An 18,659-nucleotide genomic window follows, 5' to 3' on the forward strand; every position below is an offset into this window, starting at 1 on the left:
TTTTATATATATTTAATAAAAATGTTCTTTTTGGTTATAATAGTGGGTTAAATTAGAAAAGAATAAAAATAAAGGAATATTTAGAAAAAACAAAAATAAGTTATTTATTAATTACCAAATTTGCCAATTTTCTATATATGCAATATAATGTAAGTATGGTTGAATAACTAAATTTATAAGATAGGGAGTAGATAGTATGAAGAGTTTAAATGGAACTAAAACAGCAGAAAACTTAATGAAATCGTTCGCTGGAGAATCGCAAGCAAGAACTAGATATACGTATTATGCAAGCGTAGCAAGAAAACAAGGATACGTTCAAATTGCAAACATATTTATGGAAACTGCAGAGCAAGAAAAAGAACATGCAAAAAGATTTTATAAATTTTTAAAGGATGATTTTGCTGGAGAAGCTATAGAAATTAATGCTGCTTACCCAGTAGATTTATATGATGATACAGCAAAAAATTTAAGAGCAGCAGCAAAAGGTGAACATGAAGAATGGTCTCATGATTATCCTGAATTTGCAAGAGTAGCAAGGGAAGAAGGTTTCCCAGCTATAGCAGTAGCATATGAAAGAATAACAGAAGTAGAAAATAGACATGAAAGAAGATACAATAAGTTATTAAAGAATATTGAAGAAGGAAAAGTATTCAAGAAGGACGAGCCAGTTTTATGGAAATGCAATAACTGTGGATATATCTTTGAAGGTGAAGAAGCTCCACAGGTATGTCCAGCATGTTTACATCCGCAAGGATACTTTGAAGTATTTGTAGAAAACTATTAAAAGTATTATGTAAGAGCTTAGGAATTAATATTCCTAAGCTCTTTATGTATAAAAAATAAAATCTTAAAAGTGTAATTATATATGCTATTTAATAGCTAAGTTTTTAAAAAATCGGGTTCATTTTATACATTCTTTAATTAAGACTGTAAGGTGGCACTTATAAGTTTTTATTCACAATAATAGGGTAATAGAATAATTAGATTATATGCATCAATTTTTGTAAAAGAAAAAATAATTGTGGAATATATATTTATGTATTATGTATAATTAATATAATCAAAGAACAATATTTTTGAATTGGAAGGTTGAAATTATGATGAACTCTTTAAAGAAAAGATTTTCAATTATATACATTATCCTTGTAGTAATAATTATTTTGGTTGGATTTTCTTCGGCTATCAATATGTATAATATTAATAACTCTATAAATGGATTAATTACTAATAATTATAAAAGCATTAATACAAGTAATAAAATGATTGATTGTATTAATAATCAGGATAGGGCAATATTAATATACTTACAAGGAAATAAAGATCAAGCCTTAAATTTATTTCATACAAATGATGATGAATTTTATAAATGGTTTTATATTGAAAAAAGTAATATAACAGAGCCTGGAGAGTTGGAATTAGTAGATAGAATAAATTCTCAATATATAGAATTTAGTAAGTTATTTTCAGGATTACAGGATTATAATAATGGTCAAAATCATGATGAATTAGTTGAAATTTATTATCAAAAAATATCCCCACAAATAGATTTGTTAAATGAAAGCTTGAAAAGTTTATTTGAATTAAATGAAGATATTATGCTTAATAAAGAAGGAGATCTTAGAAGTAGTTCAGAATCATCAATATATTTTATTATATTTATATCACTTGGAGGAGCGATAATTGGTGGAGCTATAGCTATGTTCTTTACCAATAGATACTTTAATCCAATACATCTTTTAATAAATGCGATAAAGTCTGTAAAAGAAGGAAATTTAAATAAGCAGGCACCTGTAATTTATGATGACGAAATAGGGCTTTTAGCAAAAGAATTTAATAATATGACAAATAGATTATATGATTTTGAAAAGAGCACAGAAGGTAATCTAATTGCTGAGAAAAATAGATCTTTAAGTATAATTAAAAGTATATCAGACCCGATAATATTACTGGATGATGCGTTTAGAATTAAATTTATAAATGATGAAGGAAAAATTTTCTTTAATATTGATGAAGAGAGCTGTATTGATAAAAGTTTCTCTGAAGTTATAAATTTATCTAAGGTTTACAAATATATAACGGAATCTGTTAATAAGGATAATGAAAATAGAGAGGAATTAATTGAAATAAAAAGAAATAATAAAAAATATTTTTTCAATATAACTTCAACTATAATTAAAGGATCAGAAGAAAAAATTGATGGGGTAGTAGTATTATTTAAGAATATAACTGGATTAAAGGAATTAGAAATTATAAAAGCAGACTTTATTGGAACAATATCTCATGAATTAAAAACACCATTGACATCAATAATGATGGGAGTTGGACTTATAAATGATAAAAATATAGGCTCTTTAAATGATAAGCAAAGAGATATTGTAGAAACTATAAAGGAAGATGTACAAAAATTAAATGATCTAGTATCAAATTTATTAAAGATATCCCATATTCAATCAAATAAGACTTCTTTTAATATCAAGAAAAGTGACATTAAAGAATTAATAAAAAGTTGCTTGTATAATTTTATTCCTCTGGCAAAAGAAAAGGAAATAGAATTAAAATTAAGTTTAGAAGAACGATTGCCAGAGGTTATGATGGATGAAGAAAAAATAAAGTGGGTATTGAATAACTTACTATCCAATGCTGTTAGATATACAGAACGGGGTTCTATAAAAATAGATGGATATATTAAAGAAAATGATATATTGGTATCTGTGACAGATACAGGAAGAGGAATTCCAAGTAATTATTTAGAAAAGGTATTTGAGAGATTTGTTAGAGTAGAAGGATTTGAAATACCAGAAGAGAGCACAGGATTAGGGCTATCTATAGCAAAAGAGATTGTAGAGATACATGGGGGAAAAATATGGTGTGAGAGCGAGGTTGGGTATGGAAGTAAATTTATATTTACTATTCCACTATCTTAGAGAAGTAATTTAGGAGTGATCATATGAAAAGAGTTTTGGTAATTGATGATACAAAGAATATAAGAATATTATTAAGTACTTGTTTAGAATTAAGAGGTTACGAGGTAATCACAGCGGATAATGGATTAGAAGCATTAAATATAATAAATAATACAAATGAAGCAATAGACTTAATATTTTTAGATATTAGAATGCCAGGAATAAGTGGAACTGAGGTATTAAAGAATATTAAAGAGTCAAGAATGAGTTGCCCTGTTGTTATAATGACAGCTTTTGCAACAGTAAAGAATGCAATAGAATGCACTAAGTTAGGTGCGGTAGTATATCTTCAAAAGCCTTTTTCACCTGACAGAATAAATATTGTGTTAGATGAAATAGAAAGCAAAAGTATACCTAACAAGAATGAAAGTAATATAGATTTAATTATGGCTGAAGCGAGACGGCTTTTAGATCAAAATGATATGGATAAACACAATAAAATACATGAATTATTAAAGAAAGTAATAGGAATGGATCCATATAATAAGGAAGTATATTTAATGATAAGTCAATTTAACGGATTAATTGGAAATAAAGTAGAAGAGCGAAGATTTCAAGATATATATAACTTATTTAATTAAAGAATTGAAGATTTATTTAATTAAAGAATTGAAGATTGAAATAGGAAATGGACATGGAGGAGTGAAATGTTAAAGAGATTAAAGATATCTCACAAGGTAGTTTTGGGATTTACTTTTATGCTAATAATGATGAGTGTTATATGGTTTATCGGATATACTAATATGACTAAGATAAAAGATAATTTAAAAGTGATTGCGGAAGATGATTTTAAAGGTGCTAATGATCTACTTTTAATAAATAACAATCTTTTAGAAATCAAAGCAGATATACTAATGCTGCTAGACGTAAGTAATAAAGAAGAGATAATTTTAACTGAAAATGAGATTAATAAAAATAATGAAGAAATTAAAAATTTAGTTAAAGATTATAAAACAACAATAACATTAGAAGAAGATAAAGATAACTTTGAAAAATTTGAAAAATATTTATCTGAATATGAAGCTAAGAGAGAGAATGTAATAAATTTAGTAAAGAATAATGATTATGATATAGCAAAAGATGTAATTATTGAAGTGAATTCGATAAGAGAACAAATGGAATTGATTTTAAAGAAAAGTATATCAATAAAGAATAAACTTGTTGAAGAAGATTATTATGAAAGTATGAATACATATAACTCTTCTAATAGATTATTAATTACTATAATAATAATAAATTTAGTAATAGCAATTTTATTAATATGGATTATAACAAATACTTTAGTTAAGCAATTAAAAAAGATATTATTATTATCTAATGAATTAAGTAAAGGAAATCTTAATTATTCAATAGAGAGTAATAAGAATGATGAAATAGGAACAGCGATAAAATCATTAAACTCTTCAAAAGAAGCAATAAGAGAATTAGTCTATGAAATTAATGAGGAATCAAAAAATATAACTTCTTCAAGCGAAGAGTTATCTACAGTAACTGAAGAAGCTATGGCAAAAATCATGAATATAAATGAAGCTGCAGAACAGATATCACAAGGAATAGAGCAATTAAGTTCAACTACAGAAGAGATAAATGCATCTACTCAAGAAATTACTATAACTGCTGAAGAACTATATAATAAAGCTAAAAAATCAGATATTTCTGTAAAAGAAATAAAAAGTCGTGCAATGCAAGTTAAGGAAAAAGGTTTGAAATCTGTAGATAATGCAAAATCAATTTATAATGATAAATTAAGCAGTATAACAGAGGCTATGAGAGCAGGAGAAGTTGTAAAGGAAATAAAAGTGATGGCAGAAGCAATAGCTAATATAACTGAACAAACTAACTTATTAGCACTTAATGCAAGTATAGAAGCTGCTAGGGCTGGCGAACAGGGAAGAGGATTTGCAGTAGTAGCTGATGAAGTTAGAAAGCTTGCAGAAGAATCAGCTTTAACTGTATCTAAAATACAGTCTATTATTGTACAAGTTCAAAATGCATTTACTAACATTGCCACTAATGCAAATGATATTTTAGATTTTATAGAATATAATGTGTATCCTGATTATGAATTATTAATAGATACAGCTGAAAATTATGAAAAAGATACTTATTTAATAAGTAATATGGCAAGTGATATTGCAGAAGCTACAAAATTTATGTTGGAGAACTTAAATCAGGTAAGTAATGCAATAGAAACAGTATCAGCTACAGCAGAAGAATCATCAGCTACTTCTCAAGAAATAGTTATTAATATAAATGATTCTACATCAGCAATAGATGAAGTAACAAAATTGGCTCAAAATCAATCAGAATTAGCTGAGGTATTAAATGTAATGATACAAAAATTTAAAATATAATAATAGATAATTAGATGTAATATATTTTAAATATATTAAAAGTTATATATAATTTAATAAAGGATAATTTTGTTAAATGGAAAGTGTAATTTAGGGAGGGAACAATAAGATGTTTTTAAAAGAGTTAAATAAAGAAGAGTCTATAGCTTTTATAAATTTAGTTTCTATTTTTGCTGATGTAGACAATAAATTTGCTAAAGAAGAAAAAGTTTTATTAGAAGAGTATAAGGAAGAATTAGAATTAAGTGGTTCAGAAGTACATCATATGAAGTATGGTGAAGTTTTAGACTTAATAAAGAAATCGAATGATAGGGTAAAAGTAATTGTATATTTTGAATTAGTTGGATTAGCGTTGGTTGATGGTGAGTATGAAGATGAAGAGGTGGATTTCTTGGAGAATCTAGCTTCTGAATTAAGTATTCCTAGATCTAAGAGGATTGCAATTGCAAATTATTTTTATAACTTTAAAGATGTATATGATTTTACAACTGTGGATGCAGATAATAATATAGAATTATTAAAGGAACAGGCAGAGAATATTTTAAAATAAAAATGCAAATAGATTTGTATTAAAGAATTTCTAATGGATAAAATAACACTATAACCAATTGGAGGTGTTATTATGAATAAAGAAAATGATGGAATGATTGGAAGATTGCCAATAAATATTAATAAAGAAGTAGCAACACCAAATAGTGATGCAGAATCAATTAAGGCTTTGATTAAGAAATCTGGAGAAGTAGTAGGGTATGAGCTTTCAAATGGTGAACGAGTATCAAAAGAAGAAGGCGTTCAAATGGCTAAAAATGGTCAAATATCTGGGGTAGGGGTTGGAGTTTCCAAAAAAGGTGAAGAATACTTAAGAAGTCTTCCAGATCAAAGTGAAAATAACAATTTAAGTTCATTACCAACAGTAGAGTAATTTAAAGTAAGATATAAGAATTTTATATATTTTTATATCTTACTTTATTTTTATTTAATTAATAAATAAAATGATTAATATTAAAAATGAATATTAAGTTACTTATTCACAAAGAGTTTACCTTTTGCAAATATAGTTTTATTGAAAATAATATATTAATTATGTAGAATTAAATTGAGCAAGGAAAGTAATTAATTATAGGGGAGAAAATGAATAAAATTATGGTTATTTTATTATTAATAGCATCAGTATTTGCATCATATAAACTGGCAGAAGAAAAAGGTCAAAATAAATTAATTTGGGCTGTAATAACAGCATTAGTTGGACCATTTGTATTGGCAATTCAATATTTGGTGTCATATTATAAAAATGGTTATGTTACAAAATAAGTAATTTAAAGTATAAAGATAATAAGTTAGATAAGAATGACAGTAGGGAGAAGTGTCTTATACAAATCTTCCTACTGTCATTTTATTTATATTAATTTCAGTAATAATATTTAATATGATAAGTTTAAATCTTCATTAATAGTCTTTATACTAGCTTTTATTGATCCATTTACAAATGGTAAAGAAATATTTTTTGTTTTAATGTATCTATAAATGTATCTTGAGTACTAATAAGAAACTCTCTAACTAACAATATCAATGATTTAACTAAAAAAAGTTCAATTAATTTTTTATATGTTATTTTATACATTAAGTCTAAGGTATATAAATATACAATACAGTGAGCTAAAAAACTTTAAGAAGAATTTAAGGTGTTGATAAGTACATATTAATAAGTGGAAAAGTGTTAAAACTGTGGAAAGTTATCCACAAAATGTGGACAACTTGGAAAAACTGTTGAAAACTTTTTAAAAAGGTATTGACACAATATATATGTAAAGAATATATGTTTGTAACAATATGATGATTTTTGATGAAGAACACTAATATATGTAGTAGAATGTAATAGGTAATATTTTTAAGATTTGGATAATAAAATATAGTTATGCACAGTTTGTACAAAATGTGGATAAAAACTGTGGATAATGTTAAAATAATACTATAAATATAGGAAAAATAGGTGTTTTTAAAATTTAGCCTGTGGACAACTTATGATTTTATGAGAACTGTGGATAAAATATATGAAAAAAATGTTGAAAAAATTGGTTATAATTTTATTTAAGGAGAAAAATATGAAATACAATAAAAATATATATGAAGCAATATTTAAAAGTAGACCTAATAGATTTAATGCAAATGTTATATTAAATGGAGAAGAGATAGTAGTTCATGTTCCTAATACAGGGAGATGTAGAGAGATATTGAAGGAAGGAACAAAAGTATTTTTAAGAGAAGAATTAAATCCGAGCAGAAAAACAAAATATGATTTAATTGCAGCAATGAAAGATGACATATTAATTAGTATAGATTCCCAAGTACCTAATAAGGTTGTTAATGAAGCTTTAAATAATAAAAAGATTGATACTTTACATAAATATACTAAAATTAATAGAGAGAAAACTTTTGGAAAAAGCAGATTTGATTTTAAGTTGTCCACAGAGGGCGAGAGTGAAGTATATTATTTAGAAGTAAAAGGTGTAACTTTAGAAGATAGTGGACATTGTAGATTTCCAGACGCTCCTACAGAAAGAGGTGCAAGACATATATTAGAGCTTATAGAAGCGAAAAGACAAGGATTTGGTGCTGGTATTTTATTTTTGATTCAATTAGATAATGTTAAGACATTTTCACCTAATGACATAACTGACCCGGAATTTGGAAATGCATTAAGATTAGCAAAAGAAAATAATGTTGATATAATGGCATATAATTGTAAAGTTGAAAAAGATGGAATTGAAATAAATAAAAAAATTGATATAATATTATAATCACTATATAAGAGAGAAGTTAAAAAATTATATATTTAATTCAAATATATAATTAATGAATAATATTTAAAGAAAGTTGTTATTTAGAGAAATAGTTATTTAGTTAATTAAGAGGTGTATTATGAAGTACAAGTTTTGTCCTTTATGTGGTAGAGGATTAGAGGAAAAGTATAGTTGGGATGAAGGCGGGGTACCATATTGTCCCCATGATGATGTGATGTTTTTTGATACTCCAAAGCCATGTATAATGGTAGCAATAATTAAAGACGATGAAATATTATTATTAAAGCAAAGTTATATATATAAAAATTCTAAGGTATTGTTAACTGGATACGTAGATAATAATGAGACAGCAGAAGAAGCAGTTTATAGGGAAGTGAAAGAAGAGGCTGGAATTGATATAAACAATATTACATATGTAGGTTCTGATTATGTTAAAGATAAAGAAATTTTAATGATAACATTCATGGCTGACTTTGTTTCTGGTAAAATTAATAAATCAGATGAAGTAGAAGGCATGGGATGGAGTAAGTTAGCAGATGCATTAGATGAAATGAAAGAAGATATAATTGGAACCAAAGTTGTAAAAAGGGTATTGGAGATAAGGAAATCTAATGGTATATAAATGATTATGGAAATAGTAGATAGATTTATTAAGTTAAAATCTATCTACTATTTGTTTATTAACAAAATAAAAATAGTTAACATACAATTTAAATATAGCAATAAATTAGGAGAAGTAATGAAGTTTAAAGCAAATAAGTTAAAGGGGTTTGAAAATGAAGCTTTGTATAGAGAATTTAAGATCAATGAAGTAGAATACAAATGGGCTTTACCTCTAAACTTTGATTTTAATCCTAGCATAATAGTTTATCATCATACTGCGGATAATAATATGACACCTCAAAAGATAGATGAAATCCATAAAGGAAGAGGGTGGTCTGGAATAGGATATCACTTTTATATAAGAAAAGATGGTATGATATACAGAGGAAGACCAGAAAATTCAGTAGGTGCACATGCGCCAGGCGTAAATAGTAGAGCATTTGGAATAGCTGTGGAAGGTAATTTAAATAGCGAAAATTTAACTCAGAGTCAAATGAGCAGTATCATTGAGTTATCAAAATACCTAATGGAAAAATATAATATTAAAGATTTAAAAAGGCACAAAGATGTAAGAAATACAGAGTGTCCAGGAAAAAACTTTCCTTTTGAGGAAATTAAAACGAATTTAGGTATTTACTGTCTTTTAGTTATAAAATGTTTAATAATCAGCTCTATATATTTTAATAGATAAAATACTATCATTATAACTTATTTCAGCTTTATCTATCATCATTCCAACTAAGGAAAGTTCCCCTTCTAGTTCACATTCGCCACCTAAGTTCCAATAATATTCTTCAACTTCATGTTGACGATTAGTATTTAGTATCTTTTTTAAATTATATAATTCAATATCATCAATTTCTTTAATATGCCCCCAAATAAGGAATGAACTAGAATTATCTTCTGTATGAAATGTTACATTAATATCATTAGCTCCTAATTTGTGAAGATAAGTCATTATTTCATTAATTATTCTCAGGTTTTTCTCAAATTTAAACTTCATGTTTTAAATATTCTCCTTTTTAAAGGTAGTAACAACTGGAATTAAAAGCATTGCAACGAATCCAGCAGCTAAACCATTATTATATAAATTAAGACCACCATGAAGGTATCCTATATTAGTAACCATATTTACATGTAAGAATCCAGCTAATATACCTATATTAAAACCAAATTTCCCTGCTATAGGTGCAAGTGCTGTTGAAAATAAAATAGATAATATTAATGACGGGGAATTAATAGGATTAATATTTATTAAGGCTCCTAGTAGAGCACCTAATATAATAGGAATTACATTTCTTATGTGCTTACCAAAGGCTCCGAATCCAATTATAGTGAAAATACCAGAAATGGTTGGTCCGTTTAAATCACCATTTAGAAGTATTACAAGGAAGGTTGATAAAAATCCAAGGATACCCATATTAATATAACAAGTATCTCCAAATAGTAAATAAAAATCGCTAACTAACCTACCTGGTTGTTTAAATAATATACCTAGTTTTTCTTTAGGATCAGGATTGTGAAGTAAGCCAAGTATAATCAAATATAGAGAAATTATAAATAAAAAGATGGATAAAATATAATTTGATTCAGTATTCCAGACCATTCTAGTTTCAAACTCTATTCCTACAGCACGTAATATAGACATTAAGAGTGTAGCAAATAATCCGGCAGCGAAACCTACATTATATAAATTATATCCATTATGAGATTTAATACAGTGAGAAGCTATGGGGGCCAACATAAATCCAGTAAGTATACCTATTCCATGGCCTAGCAATATTCCAGATAAAGTTGAAAAGTTATCTGTAAAACTAAGCTGACTTACAGTTGGAGCTAATGTGGTTGAAAGTAGTGCCACTAAGCTATAATTAAGAAAAGGTTCTTTTTGATATTTTGAATAAAGATAAACACCTATTATTATTGGCCATATATTTAATAAATTTTTGCCGAAGAAGGAAAAACCAGTCATTAGCCATAATGACATGATAGTTGATCCATTAGGCTTTACACCTATAAATATCAAAATTAACATAGATAGAATACTGGTCAAAGCAGAATTAAATAAAGATGCACCAATTCCACCAATTTCAACATAATCAGTTATTAAAATATCTGGACTTAAAATTATTTTTTTTAATCCATGAAATATTTCAATGGGGGAATCTAATATTAGTGCGACAAAGATAAAAAATAAATACATTATTAATAAAACTACATAGGGGGGATAAAATCTCCTCTTTTTTATATAAATCACCTCTCAAAAATTATTATTTATATTATAAATTTAAAAAAAAATATATTGATAAAAATAATTTAATCTAATAAAATTATTTAGTTATGTATATCTTAATATATGTTTAAGGTAGTATAATATAATTATAGCTTAAAAATAATTAGAGTTAAATATAATATAGGAGGAGTTTGGTATGGATGGGAAAAAAATTAAACAGGTACCAGAGATAAAAGGATTATTAAGAAGTCATGTAATAGAAGTTCCTTCTTGCATAAGAGATTGCAGTGGAATAAAAATATTTGGAAAAAGAATAAAATCTTTATTATTTACTACAGATGTTGCCATTATAAGAAATACCAATGCCGATGCTATAATAGCAGTATATCCCTTTACTCCTCAACCACTTATAACACAAGCCTTAGTTATGGCAGCAGATGTACCTGTATTTTGTGGGGTAGGTGGAGGAATAACTCAAGGGAAAAGAGTAGTTAATTTGGCTTTGGATGCAGAATTTAAAGGGGCAATGGGGGTAGTTGTGAATGCTCCTACGGCAAATGATATTATAAGAAAAATACGAGAAACGATAGATATACCGGTAATAGTTACTGTAGTTTCAGAATGTGAAAATGTTGCTGAAAGAATTGAAGCTGGAGCAACAATACTAAATGTTTCTGGAGGTAAAAATACACCAAACATTGTAAGGAAGATAAGAGAGCAATTTCCGGCTTTTCCTATAATAGCTACAGGTGGACCGACAGAGGAAACTATAATGAGAACTATAGAGGCAGGAGCTAATGCAATAACATATACTCCACCACCATCTGGTGATGTGATGGGAAGTCTAATGGACAAATATAGAGATCTAAACTAAGTTAAAATATTTAATCAATAAAAATATAGAATAATAAGAGAAAAGGTGTATAATAATATATAAGACTAATGACCAAGGTAGAGGTGCTGTTATTAATAGTATTTATAATGAGCTTTGCAAAGTGATGAATTATAAAGAAAGGATTAACAGCCGAAGAAATATATCATTGCAATGATTTATTTCTGGGGATACATATAATATATGTATCACTGTCACGTAAGTGGAGGGCTACAAGGCAATAATTATAAATTTTATTATTATATGCTAAATATACCTATAGCCTTTAATTTCACTTAAGAAAATCTACCACTATGGAAAAGCCATAGTGGTTTTGTTTTATAATTCATACAAGTATATTTTGGAGGAGATTATATGATACTTTTTGGGGCAAGTAAAATAGAAGGAAATAATTTAATTATTGGGGGCATAAAGGCAAAGGATTTAGCAAAAGATTATGGGACTCCGTTATATGTAATGGATGAACAGCTTCTAATAGATAATTGTAGAGATTATGTAAAATACTTTAAAGTTAATTCTGAAAATAATAGAGTAGCTTTTGCAGGGAAAGCTTTTTTGACATTAGAAATGTGTAGACTTATAGATCGCGAAGGACTTTATTTAGATGTTGTTTCTGGTGGTGAACTATATACAGCATATAAGGCTAACTTTCCTATGGAGAAAATATATTTTCATGGAAACAATAAAACTTTAGAAGAAATAGAGTTTGGAATTAAACTAGGAGTAGGAAGGTTTATAGTAGATAATCTATGGGAAATGATAAAGATAAATGAGATATCTGAAAAGTATAATAAGGTTCAAAAGGTTTATTTAAGACTTACACCAGGAATAGAAGCTCATACTCATGAGTATATTAAAACTGGTCAGATAGATTCAAAGTTTGGGTTTGCACCAGTAGGTAATATAATCATGGATGCTATAAAAAAAGCTTTAGAATTAGAAAATATAGAATTAGTAGGTCTTCATTGTCATATAGGATCACAAATATTTGAAACAGAGCCATTTGCTGATGCTGCTGAAGTAATGATAAACTTTATAAATAATATAAGACAAGAAACAGGTCATATGATTGAAGAGTTAGATTTAGGTGGAGGCTTTGGTATTTATTATTCAGAAGGAGATAAACCAAAAGAAACAAAAGAATATTGTGATATTATATTAAATAGAGTTAATGAAGTATGTAATAAATTATCACTTAAAAAACCTATCTTAACAATAGAGCCAGGAAGGTCAATTGTAGCTAATGCAGGAACAACATTATATACTATAGGGTCAATAAAGGAGATACCAGGTGTTAGAAAATATTTAGCTATAGATGGTGGAATGACAGATAATATAAGGCCAGCTTTATATGAAGCAAAATATGAGGCCTTAATAGCTAATAAGGCGAGCGGAAATATAGAGAGTAAGGTTACAGTAGCTGGCAAGTGCTGTGAATCAGGAGATATTTTATTACAAGATATAAATCTTCAAGAAGCAGAAAGTGGAGATATACTTGCAGTTCTATCAACTGGAGCTTATGGATTTTCTATGTCTAGTGGATATAATAAAAATTTAAGACCAGCAGTAGTATTTGTAAGGAATGGTGAAGCAAAGGTTGTATGTAAAAGACAAAGTTATGAAGAATTATTAATTAATGAAATATGATTTTAGAATAAAGAATAGGGTAAATGAAATTCATTTGCCCTATTTTTAATAATATATACTCTATTTAAATTTTCAATAAATATGATATACTAGAATATAAGCTAAAAAAAGAGAGGTGAGTAATAACAGTATTATTATGGAGAAAAGAGAATACATAGTAGATAGATTCGAGAGAGATTATGCTATATTGGAAATTGAATCCAATGAATTAATTAGTGTTAAAAGAAGTGATATAATAGGGAATGCAAAAGAAGGAGATATTTTATTTAAGAAAGATGACTTTTATTTTATAGATGAAGAAGCTACCAAATTAAGACGTGAAAACATTAATACTATTATGAAAGGATTATGGGAAGAATGAGTGAGAGTAATAATGTAAATGAAGGAATTGATATAGAAGAAGGTAAGAAAGATAGTAATTCTAAGAAAAGTTTTATTACTGAATGGGGAATTCCAATAATTTCAGCGATAATATTAGCTTTCCTTATAAATAAGTTCTTATTATTCAAAGTTTTAATTCCATCAGAATCAATGGTACCTACATTAAATGTTGGAGATAGACTTTTTGTTACAAGAGTATATAATTTAGAAAAGCTTAAACGAGGGGATATTATAGTATTCCACTCAGAAGAACTTCAAGATTCATTAATTAAAAGATTAATAGGATTACCAGGAGATAAAATAAAGATAGAAAATGGTAAAGTATTTGTAAATGGAGAAGAATTACAAGAAAATTATATAGGTGCTGAAGACAATTTTAATGGAGAGTATGAAGTACCAGAAGGAAAGTACTTCTTTTTAGGAGATAATAGACTTTGGTCAAAGGACTCAAGATATTGGATTAATCCATATATTGATGGTGAAGACATAAGTGGTAAGGCTCAAATAAAAGTGTATCCCTTTGATCAAATTGGTAAAATAAAATAAAGATACAAAGAAAGGAAGAGCTATGGGAAATAAAAATACAGAAGAAAATAATAATAATAGAAAGCAGCATACTTTATTCTATGCAGTAATGGCATTTCTATTTTTATACGCTTTTACTTCAACTAAAAATTTTATGACTACCCAAGAAATAAGTTATAATGAATTTTTAAATATGGTAGAAGATAAGCAAGTAGAAAGTGTTATAATTTCATCTACAGAGATAAAAATATTACCTAAAATCGATGAGAATAATAAGAGTACAGGAAAGGTATTGTTTACTGGTAATGTTGATGATCCTAATTTAATAAATATTTTAAATGAATCAGGAGTAGAGTTTAAAGGAGAACCAGTACAAAATAATTTTATAGCAGAATTTATTTTTAGCTGGATAATAATGCCGCTAATACTTTTCTCTATATTTAGATTTTTAGCCGGAAGAATTGGTAAGAAAATGGGTTCATCTCCTATGATGGGGATGGGAATGGGAAAAAGTAATGCTAAAATATATAAAGAAAATGATATAAAAATAACTTTTGATGATGTTGCAGGTCAAGATGAAGCTAAAGAATCATTAAAAGAAATAATAGATTATTTAAATAATGCTAGTAAGTACACAGAAATAGGTGCTAAGCTTCCTAAAGGAGCACTTTTAGTTGGTCCACCAGGAACAGGAAAGACATTATTAGCAAAAGCAGTAGCTGGTGAAGCAAATGTTCCATTTCTATCAATATCAGGTTCAAACTTTGTAGAGATGTTTGCAGGGATGGGAGCAGCAAAAGTAAGAGATCTTTTCCAAGAGGCAGAAAAAAATGCTCCATGTATCATCTTTATTGATGAAGTAGATTCTATAGGTAAAAGTAGAGATTCTCAGCTTCAAACTAATGATGAAAGAGAACAAACACTAAATCAATTATTAACACAAATGGATGGATTTGATTCAACTAAAGCAATAGTTGTTTTAGCAGCTACAAATAGACCAGAAATATTAGATAAAGCATTATTAAGACCTGGAAGATTTGATAGAAGAGTAATAGTAGATAGACCGGATTTAAAAGGAAGAATAGACATATTAAAAGTTCACTCCAAAGGAGTAAAACTTGGAGATGATGTAAATCTAGAAGAAATTGCAAAAAGTACTCCTGGAGCAGTAGGAGCAGATCTTGCTAATATAGTAAATGAAGCAGCTTTAAGAGCTGTAAAGCATGGTAGAGAATTTGTAATGCAGGAAGATTTAAGGGAAGCTGTAGAAGTTATAATAGCAGGTAAGGAAAAGAAGGATAGAATTCTATCTCCTATGGAAAAGAGAGTAGTTGCATTCCATGAAGTAGGTCATGCACTTGTTGCTGCATTATTAGATAAAACAGATCCAGTTCATAAGATAACTATTGTTCCTAGAACTATGGGAGCGTTAGGATATACAATGCAATTACCAGAAGAAGAAAAATACTTAGTATCAAGAGATGAATTGACAAGTCAAATAATGGTTATGCTAGGTGGTAGATCGGCGGAAGAGGAAGTATTTAACTTGGTTTCAACAGGTGCTTCTAATGATATAGAGAGAGCTACACAAACAGCTAGAAGTATGGTTACTATTTATGGAATGACAGATAAATTTGATATGATGGCTTTAGAGTCTGTTCAAAATAGATATTTAGATGGAAGAGCTGTAAGAGAATGTAGTGATGAAACCTCAACTTTAGTAGATGAAGAAATATTAAAAATAATAAAAACTTGTCATGAAAATACTAGAAAGTTATTAAGTGAAAATAGAGATTTACTTGATAAAATTTCAGAATATTTATTAGAAAAAGAAACGATATTCGGTGATGAATTCATGGAATTTGTTTATGATAAATATCCAGAACTAAGAGATAAGAAAAAGAAAAAGATTGAAGATTCAAGTGAAGTTATAGAAGTAGAAGAAATAACAGAAGTTTAAAATAACGAAAAATGGATAAATTAATGAGAGGGTGTACATGATTTATTGTTACACTCTTTCTTAATAATATAAATTTAAAATCAAAGGGGGATCAGCTCTTGGATAAAATAGAATTATTAAAAGAATATGAAAACTTAAAAAATACATTAAATATTCTTAATGAAGAAACCTTAAAATATATAGATAAGAGAAAAAGCATTTCAGAATATATACTTGATTACAGAAAAAAATATATAGAGGAATATAGAGATGATGAAGATAAGTTAATGGAATACTTTGATCATGAAAGATATATCAAAGAAGAGTCATATAAAATGATAGATAAAAAGTTAGGTGAATTTGTTAAACTTAAAGAGTCTCCATACTTTGGAAAAGTTGGTTTTGTAGATGATGGATATTCAGAAGAGCTATATATAGGTAGATATGGATTGACTCCAGAAGGAAGTTATGATCCTGTAATAGTGGATTGGAGAGCACCGGTTGCATCTTTATTTTATAAAGGAATGCTTGGAGAAACCAGTTATAAAAGTCCACAAGGAGAAATACCAGTAGATATATTATCAAGAAGACAATTAATTATAAAAAAGGCTAAATTAGAAGGATATTTTGATTCTGATATAAATATACAGGATGAAATACTACAAATGGTTCTATCATCTAATTCGGGAGAAAAGCTTAAGGATATTGTAAATACGATACAAAAAGAACAAGATGAAATAATAAGAGCTGATAGAAATAAAGTTGTGGTTGTAAATGGAGTTGCAGGTTCAGGAAAAACTACTATAGCTCTTCATAGAATTGCATATCTTTTATATAATTTTAGAGAACAATTAACAGATAAAGTTCTTATTTTAGGACCAAATGACATATTCATGGATTACATTTCAGAGGTGTTACCTAATTTAGGAGAAACAGCAGTTATTAATGAAACATTTTTATCTTTTGCATATAAAGAAATAGGCTTAAATGAACCTGTAAGAGATATAACATCTTATTTAGAAGAAGTACTAAAAGGTAATGAAGATGTAATTTCAGATATAAAATATAAGTCATCAAATAAATTTATAGAAGCATTAGATAAAAAAATAGAAGATATAGAAGATAATTATTTTAAAATAGAATCAGTAAGATTTTTGAATGAAGAAATTGTATCTATAGATGAAATAGAAGAGCTTTTTGAGAAGCACTATAAATATATGCCTATATTTAGAAGAAGTCAAAAGATAAAGAGAATATTATTTTCAAAAATAAAAGATAAAAGAGATGAAAAAGTAAGGGAAATTAATCTAAAGGCACAAGAAGAAAAATCAAAGCTATCTGCAGATGAATTGGTAATTGAAGAAAACAATATTGAATTTAGAAGAAGAATTGCTATAAGAGATATAGTAAAAGAAGTTATGAAATCTAAATCAGAAATAGAAAAATGGATAGAAAATGAAGGGAGCATAGATATATATAAAGAATTTATGAATATCGAAACTCTTTCATATTTAGATTTAGCGGGTATTTTATACTTAATGATAAAATTAGATGGAAAGAAAGCTAATACAGAAATAAAACATATAGTTATTGACGAAGCTCAAGATTACAACATGTTACAGTTCTTAGTTTTGAAGGAGTTAACAGGATGTAGAAGTTATACTATAGTTGGAGACTCAAACCAAAGACTTATAAAGGCAGAAGAAGTACCAGCTATGCTTAAGCTAAAAGAAACTTTTGGTGGGTTTTTTAGTTTATTTGAACTGAAGAAGAGTTATAGATCAACTTATCAAATAATGGAATATGCAAGTAAGCTTTTAGATGAAAATGCAGTTGTTCCATTTGTAAGAAAAGGTGAATTTGATGTATTAGAAACAATAGTACCAAAAGATGATAAGGACGATTTAATAGATGTAATATTAAATTTATTAGAAGACTATCAAGAAGAAAAGTATGAAAATATAGCCATAATAACAAAGGATAAGGAAGAATTAAATCTTATATCTCCAGGACTTAAAAAGTATACAAATATATTGGCATTCAGTGGTGAAGATGTAGTGTATAAGGGTGGAAAGGTATTAATACCATCTTATTATGCTAAGGGGTTAGAATTTGACGCCGTAATAATTGTTGATTTTGATGAAAATACTGATAATTTAATTAAATATATAATGTGTACTAGAGCATTGCATAGATTGTCAGTTGTTAAAGTAAGATAAATTTTATATAACTAATATGAATATAATTTAAAAAAGGAGCTATCGTAGAAAGCTATCGAGCTTATGCGACAGTCCTTTTTTTCTTTTTTAAGCTTTAGATTA

General features: G+C 27.4%; 18 protein-coding genes and 1 riboswitch. Of the genes, 16 read left to right on the forward strand and 2 right to left on the reverse strand.

All coding sequences use genetic code 11. The features are described 5' to 3' along the window. Positions 1–196: 196 nt before the first annotated feature. From rbr to CSBG_RS01200, 10 genes are all read left to right on the forward strand, one after another. On the forward strand, positions 197–784 hold the full coding sequence (gene rbr, locus CSBG_RS01155) for a rubrerythrin (RefSeq protein WP_008676349.1): 588 nt from the start codon (positions 197–199) through the stop codon (positions 782–784). Positions 785–1,097: 313 nt separating this feature from the next. Continuing rightward, on the forward strand, positions 1,098–2,924 hold the full coding sequence (locus CSBG_RS01160) for an ATP-binding protein (RefSeq protein WP_008676351.1): 1,827 nt from the start codon (positions 1,098–1,100) through the stop codon (positions 2,922–2,924). A 23-nt stretch (positions 2,925–2,947) separates the two neighbouring features. Further along, a complete protein-coding gene (locus tag CSBG_RS01165; protein WP_008676353.1) occupies positions 2,948–3,544 on the forward strand; it encodes a response regulator in 597 nt (198 codons plus the stop codon). Between the two features lie 66 nt (positions 3,545–3,610). Next, positions 3,611–5,317, forward strand: coding sequence for a methyl-accepting chemotaxis protein (locus CSBG_RS01170; protein WP_008676356.1), 1,707 nt, complete (start codon positions 3,611–3,613; stop codon positions 5,315–5,317). 109 nt (positions 5,318–5,426) lie between these two features. Continuing rightward, positions 5,427–5,867, forward strand: a complete 441-nt coding sequence (locus CSBG_RS01175) for a hypothetical protein (RefSeq protein ID WP_008676358.1) — start codon at positions 5,427–5,429, stop codon at positions 5,865–5,867. Between the two features lie 72 nt (positions 5,868–5,939). Next, the gene (locus CSBG_RS01180; RefSeq protein WP_008676360.1) at positions 5,940–6,239 is read left to right on the forward strand and encodes a DUF3892 domain-containing protein; all 300 of its coding nucleotides are present in this window, start codon (positions 5,940–5,942) and stop codon (positions 6,237–6,239) included. Positions 6,240–6,448: 209 nt separating this feature from the next. Next, a complete protein-coding gene (locus CSBG_RS01185; protein WP_008676362.1) occupies positions 6,449–6,628 on the forward strand; it encodes a hypothetical protein in 180 nt (59 codons plus the stop codon). Between the two features lie 791 nt (positions 6,629–7,419). After that, positions 7,420–8,115, forward strand: coding sequence for a DNA/RNA nuclease SfsA (gene sfsA, locus CSBG_RS01190; protein WP_008676364.1), 696 nt, complete (start codon positions 7,420–7,422; stop codon positions 8,113–8,115). A 121-nt stretch (positions 8,116–8,236) separates the two neighbouring features. Beyond that, positions 8,237–8,740, forward strand: coding sequence for an NUDIX domain-containing protein (locus CSBG_RS01195; RefSeq protein WP_008676369.1), 504 nt, complete (start codon positions 8,237–8,239; stop codon positions 8,738–8,740). A 117-nt stretch (positions 8,741–8,857) separates the two neighbouring features. Then, on the forward strand, positions 8,858–9,412 hold the full coding sequence (locus CSBG_RS01200; RefSeq protein ID WP_008676370.1) for a peptidoglycan recognition family protein: 555 nt from the start codon (positions 8,858–8,860) through the stop codon (positions 9,410–9,412). On the opposite strand, the gene CSBG_RS01205 is transcribed toward CSBG_RS01200, so the two are convergent. Further along, complete coding sequence (locus tag CSBG_RS01205) at positions 9,380–9,724, reverse strand: hypothetical protein (RefSeq protein WP_008676371.1); 345 nt, start codon at positions 9,722–9,724, stop codon at positions 9,380–9,382. The two genes, CSBG_RS01200 and CSBG_RS01205, sit on opposite strands and share 33 nt — an antisense overlap. 3 nt (positions 9,725–9,727) lie before the next feature. After that, entirely contained in the window at positions 9,728–10,924 is a 1,197-nt protein-coding gene (locus tag CSBG_RS01210; RefSeq protein ID WP_051005269.1) for a DUF1576 domain-containing protein, read from the reverse strand. A 226-nt stretch (positions 10,925–11,150) separates the two neighbouring features. On the opposite strand from CSBG_RS01210, the gene CSBG_RS01215 reads away from it, so the two are divergent. From CSBG_RS01215 to CSBG_RS01240, 6 genes are all read left to right on the forward strand, one after another. Next, entirely contained in the window at positions 11,151–11,828 is a 678-nt protein-coding gene (locus CSBG_RS01215) for a hydrolase (RefSeq protein ID WP_008676374.1), read from the forward strand. A 70-nt stretch (positions 11,829–11,898) separates the two neighbouring features. Next, a riboswitch (Lysine riboswitch) is annotated at positions 11,899–12,067 on the forward strand. A 133-nt stretch (positions 12,068–12,200) separates the two neighbouring features. After that, positions 12,201–13,493, forward strand: a complete 1,293-nt coding sequence (gene lysA / locus CSBG_RS01220) for a diaminopimelate decarboxylase (protein WP_008676375.1) — start codon at positions 12,201–12,203, stop codon at positions 13,491–13,493. Between the two features lie 136 nt (positions 13,494–13,629). Then, positions 13,630–13,854, forward strand: coding sequence for a DUF3006 domain-containing protein (locus CSBG_RS01225; RefSeq protein ID WP_008676377.1), 225 nt, complete (start codon positions 13,630–13,632; stop codon positions 13,852–13,854). Continuing rightward, positions 13,851–14,420 carry a signal peptidase I gene (gene lepB, locus CSBG_RS01230; protein WP_008676379.1) on the forward strand — a complete coding sequence of 190 codons (570 nt, stop codon included), beginning with the start codon at positions 13,851–13,853 and terminating at the stop codon, positions 14,418–14,420. The genes CSBG_RS01225 and lepB overlap by 4 nt, the downstream gene beginning before the upstream one ends. Before the next feature lie 22 nt (positions 14,421–14,442). Beyond that, the gene (gene ftsH / locus CSBG_RS01235) at positions 14,443–16,359 is read left to right on the forward strand and encodes an ATP-dependent zinc metalloprotease FtsH (RefSeq protein WP_008676382.1); all 1,917 of its coding nucleotides are present in this window, start codon (positions 14,443–14,445) and stop codon (positions 16,357–16,359) included. A 98-nt stretch (positions 16,360–16,457) separates the two neighbouring features. Then, positions 16,458–18,557: an AAA family ATPase gene (locus tag CSBG_RS01240; RefSeq protein ID WP_008676383.1), complete on the forward strand. Its 2,100-nt coding sequence runs from the start codon at positions 16,458–16,460 to the stop codon at positions 18,555–18,557. Positions 18,558–18,659: the final 102 nt, after the last annotated feature.

The organism is Clostridium sp. 7_2_43FAA (assembly GCF_000158375.2).
Taxonomy (GTDB): domain Bacteria; phylum Bacillota; class Clostridia; order Clostridiales; family Clostridiaceae; genus Clostridium; species Clostridium tertium.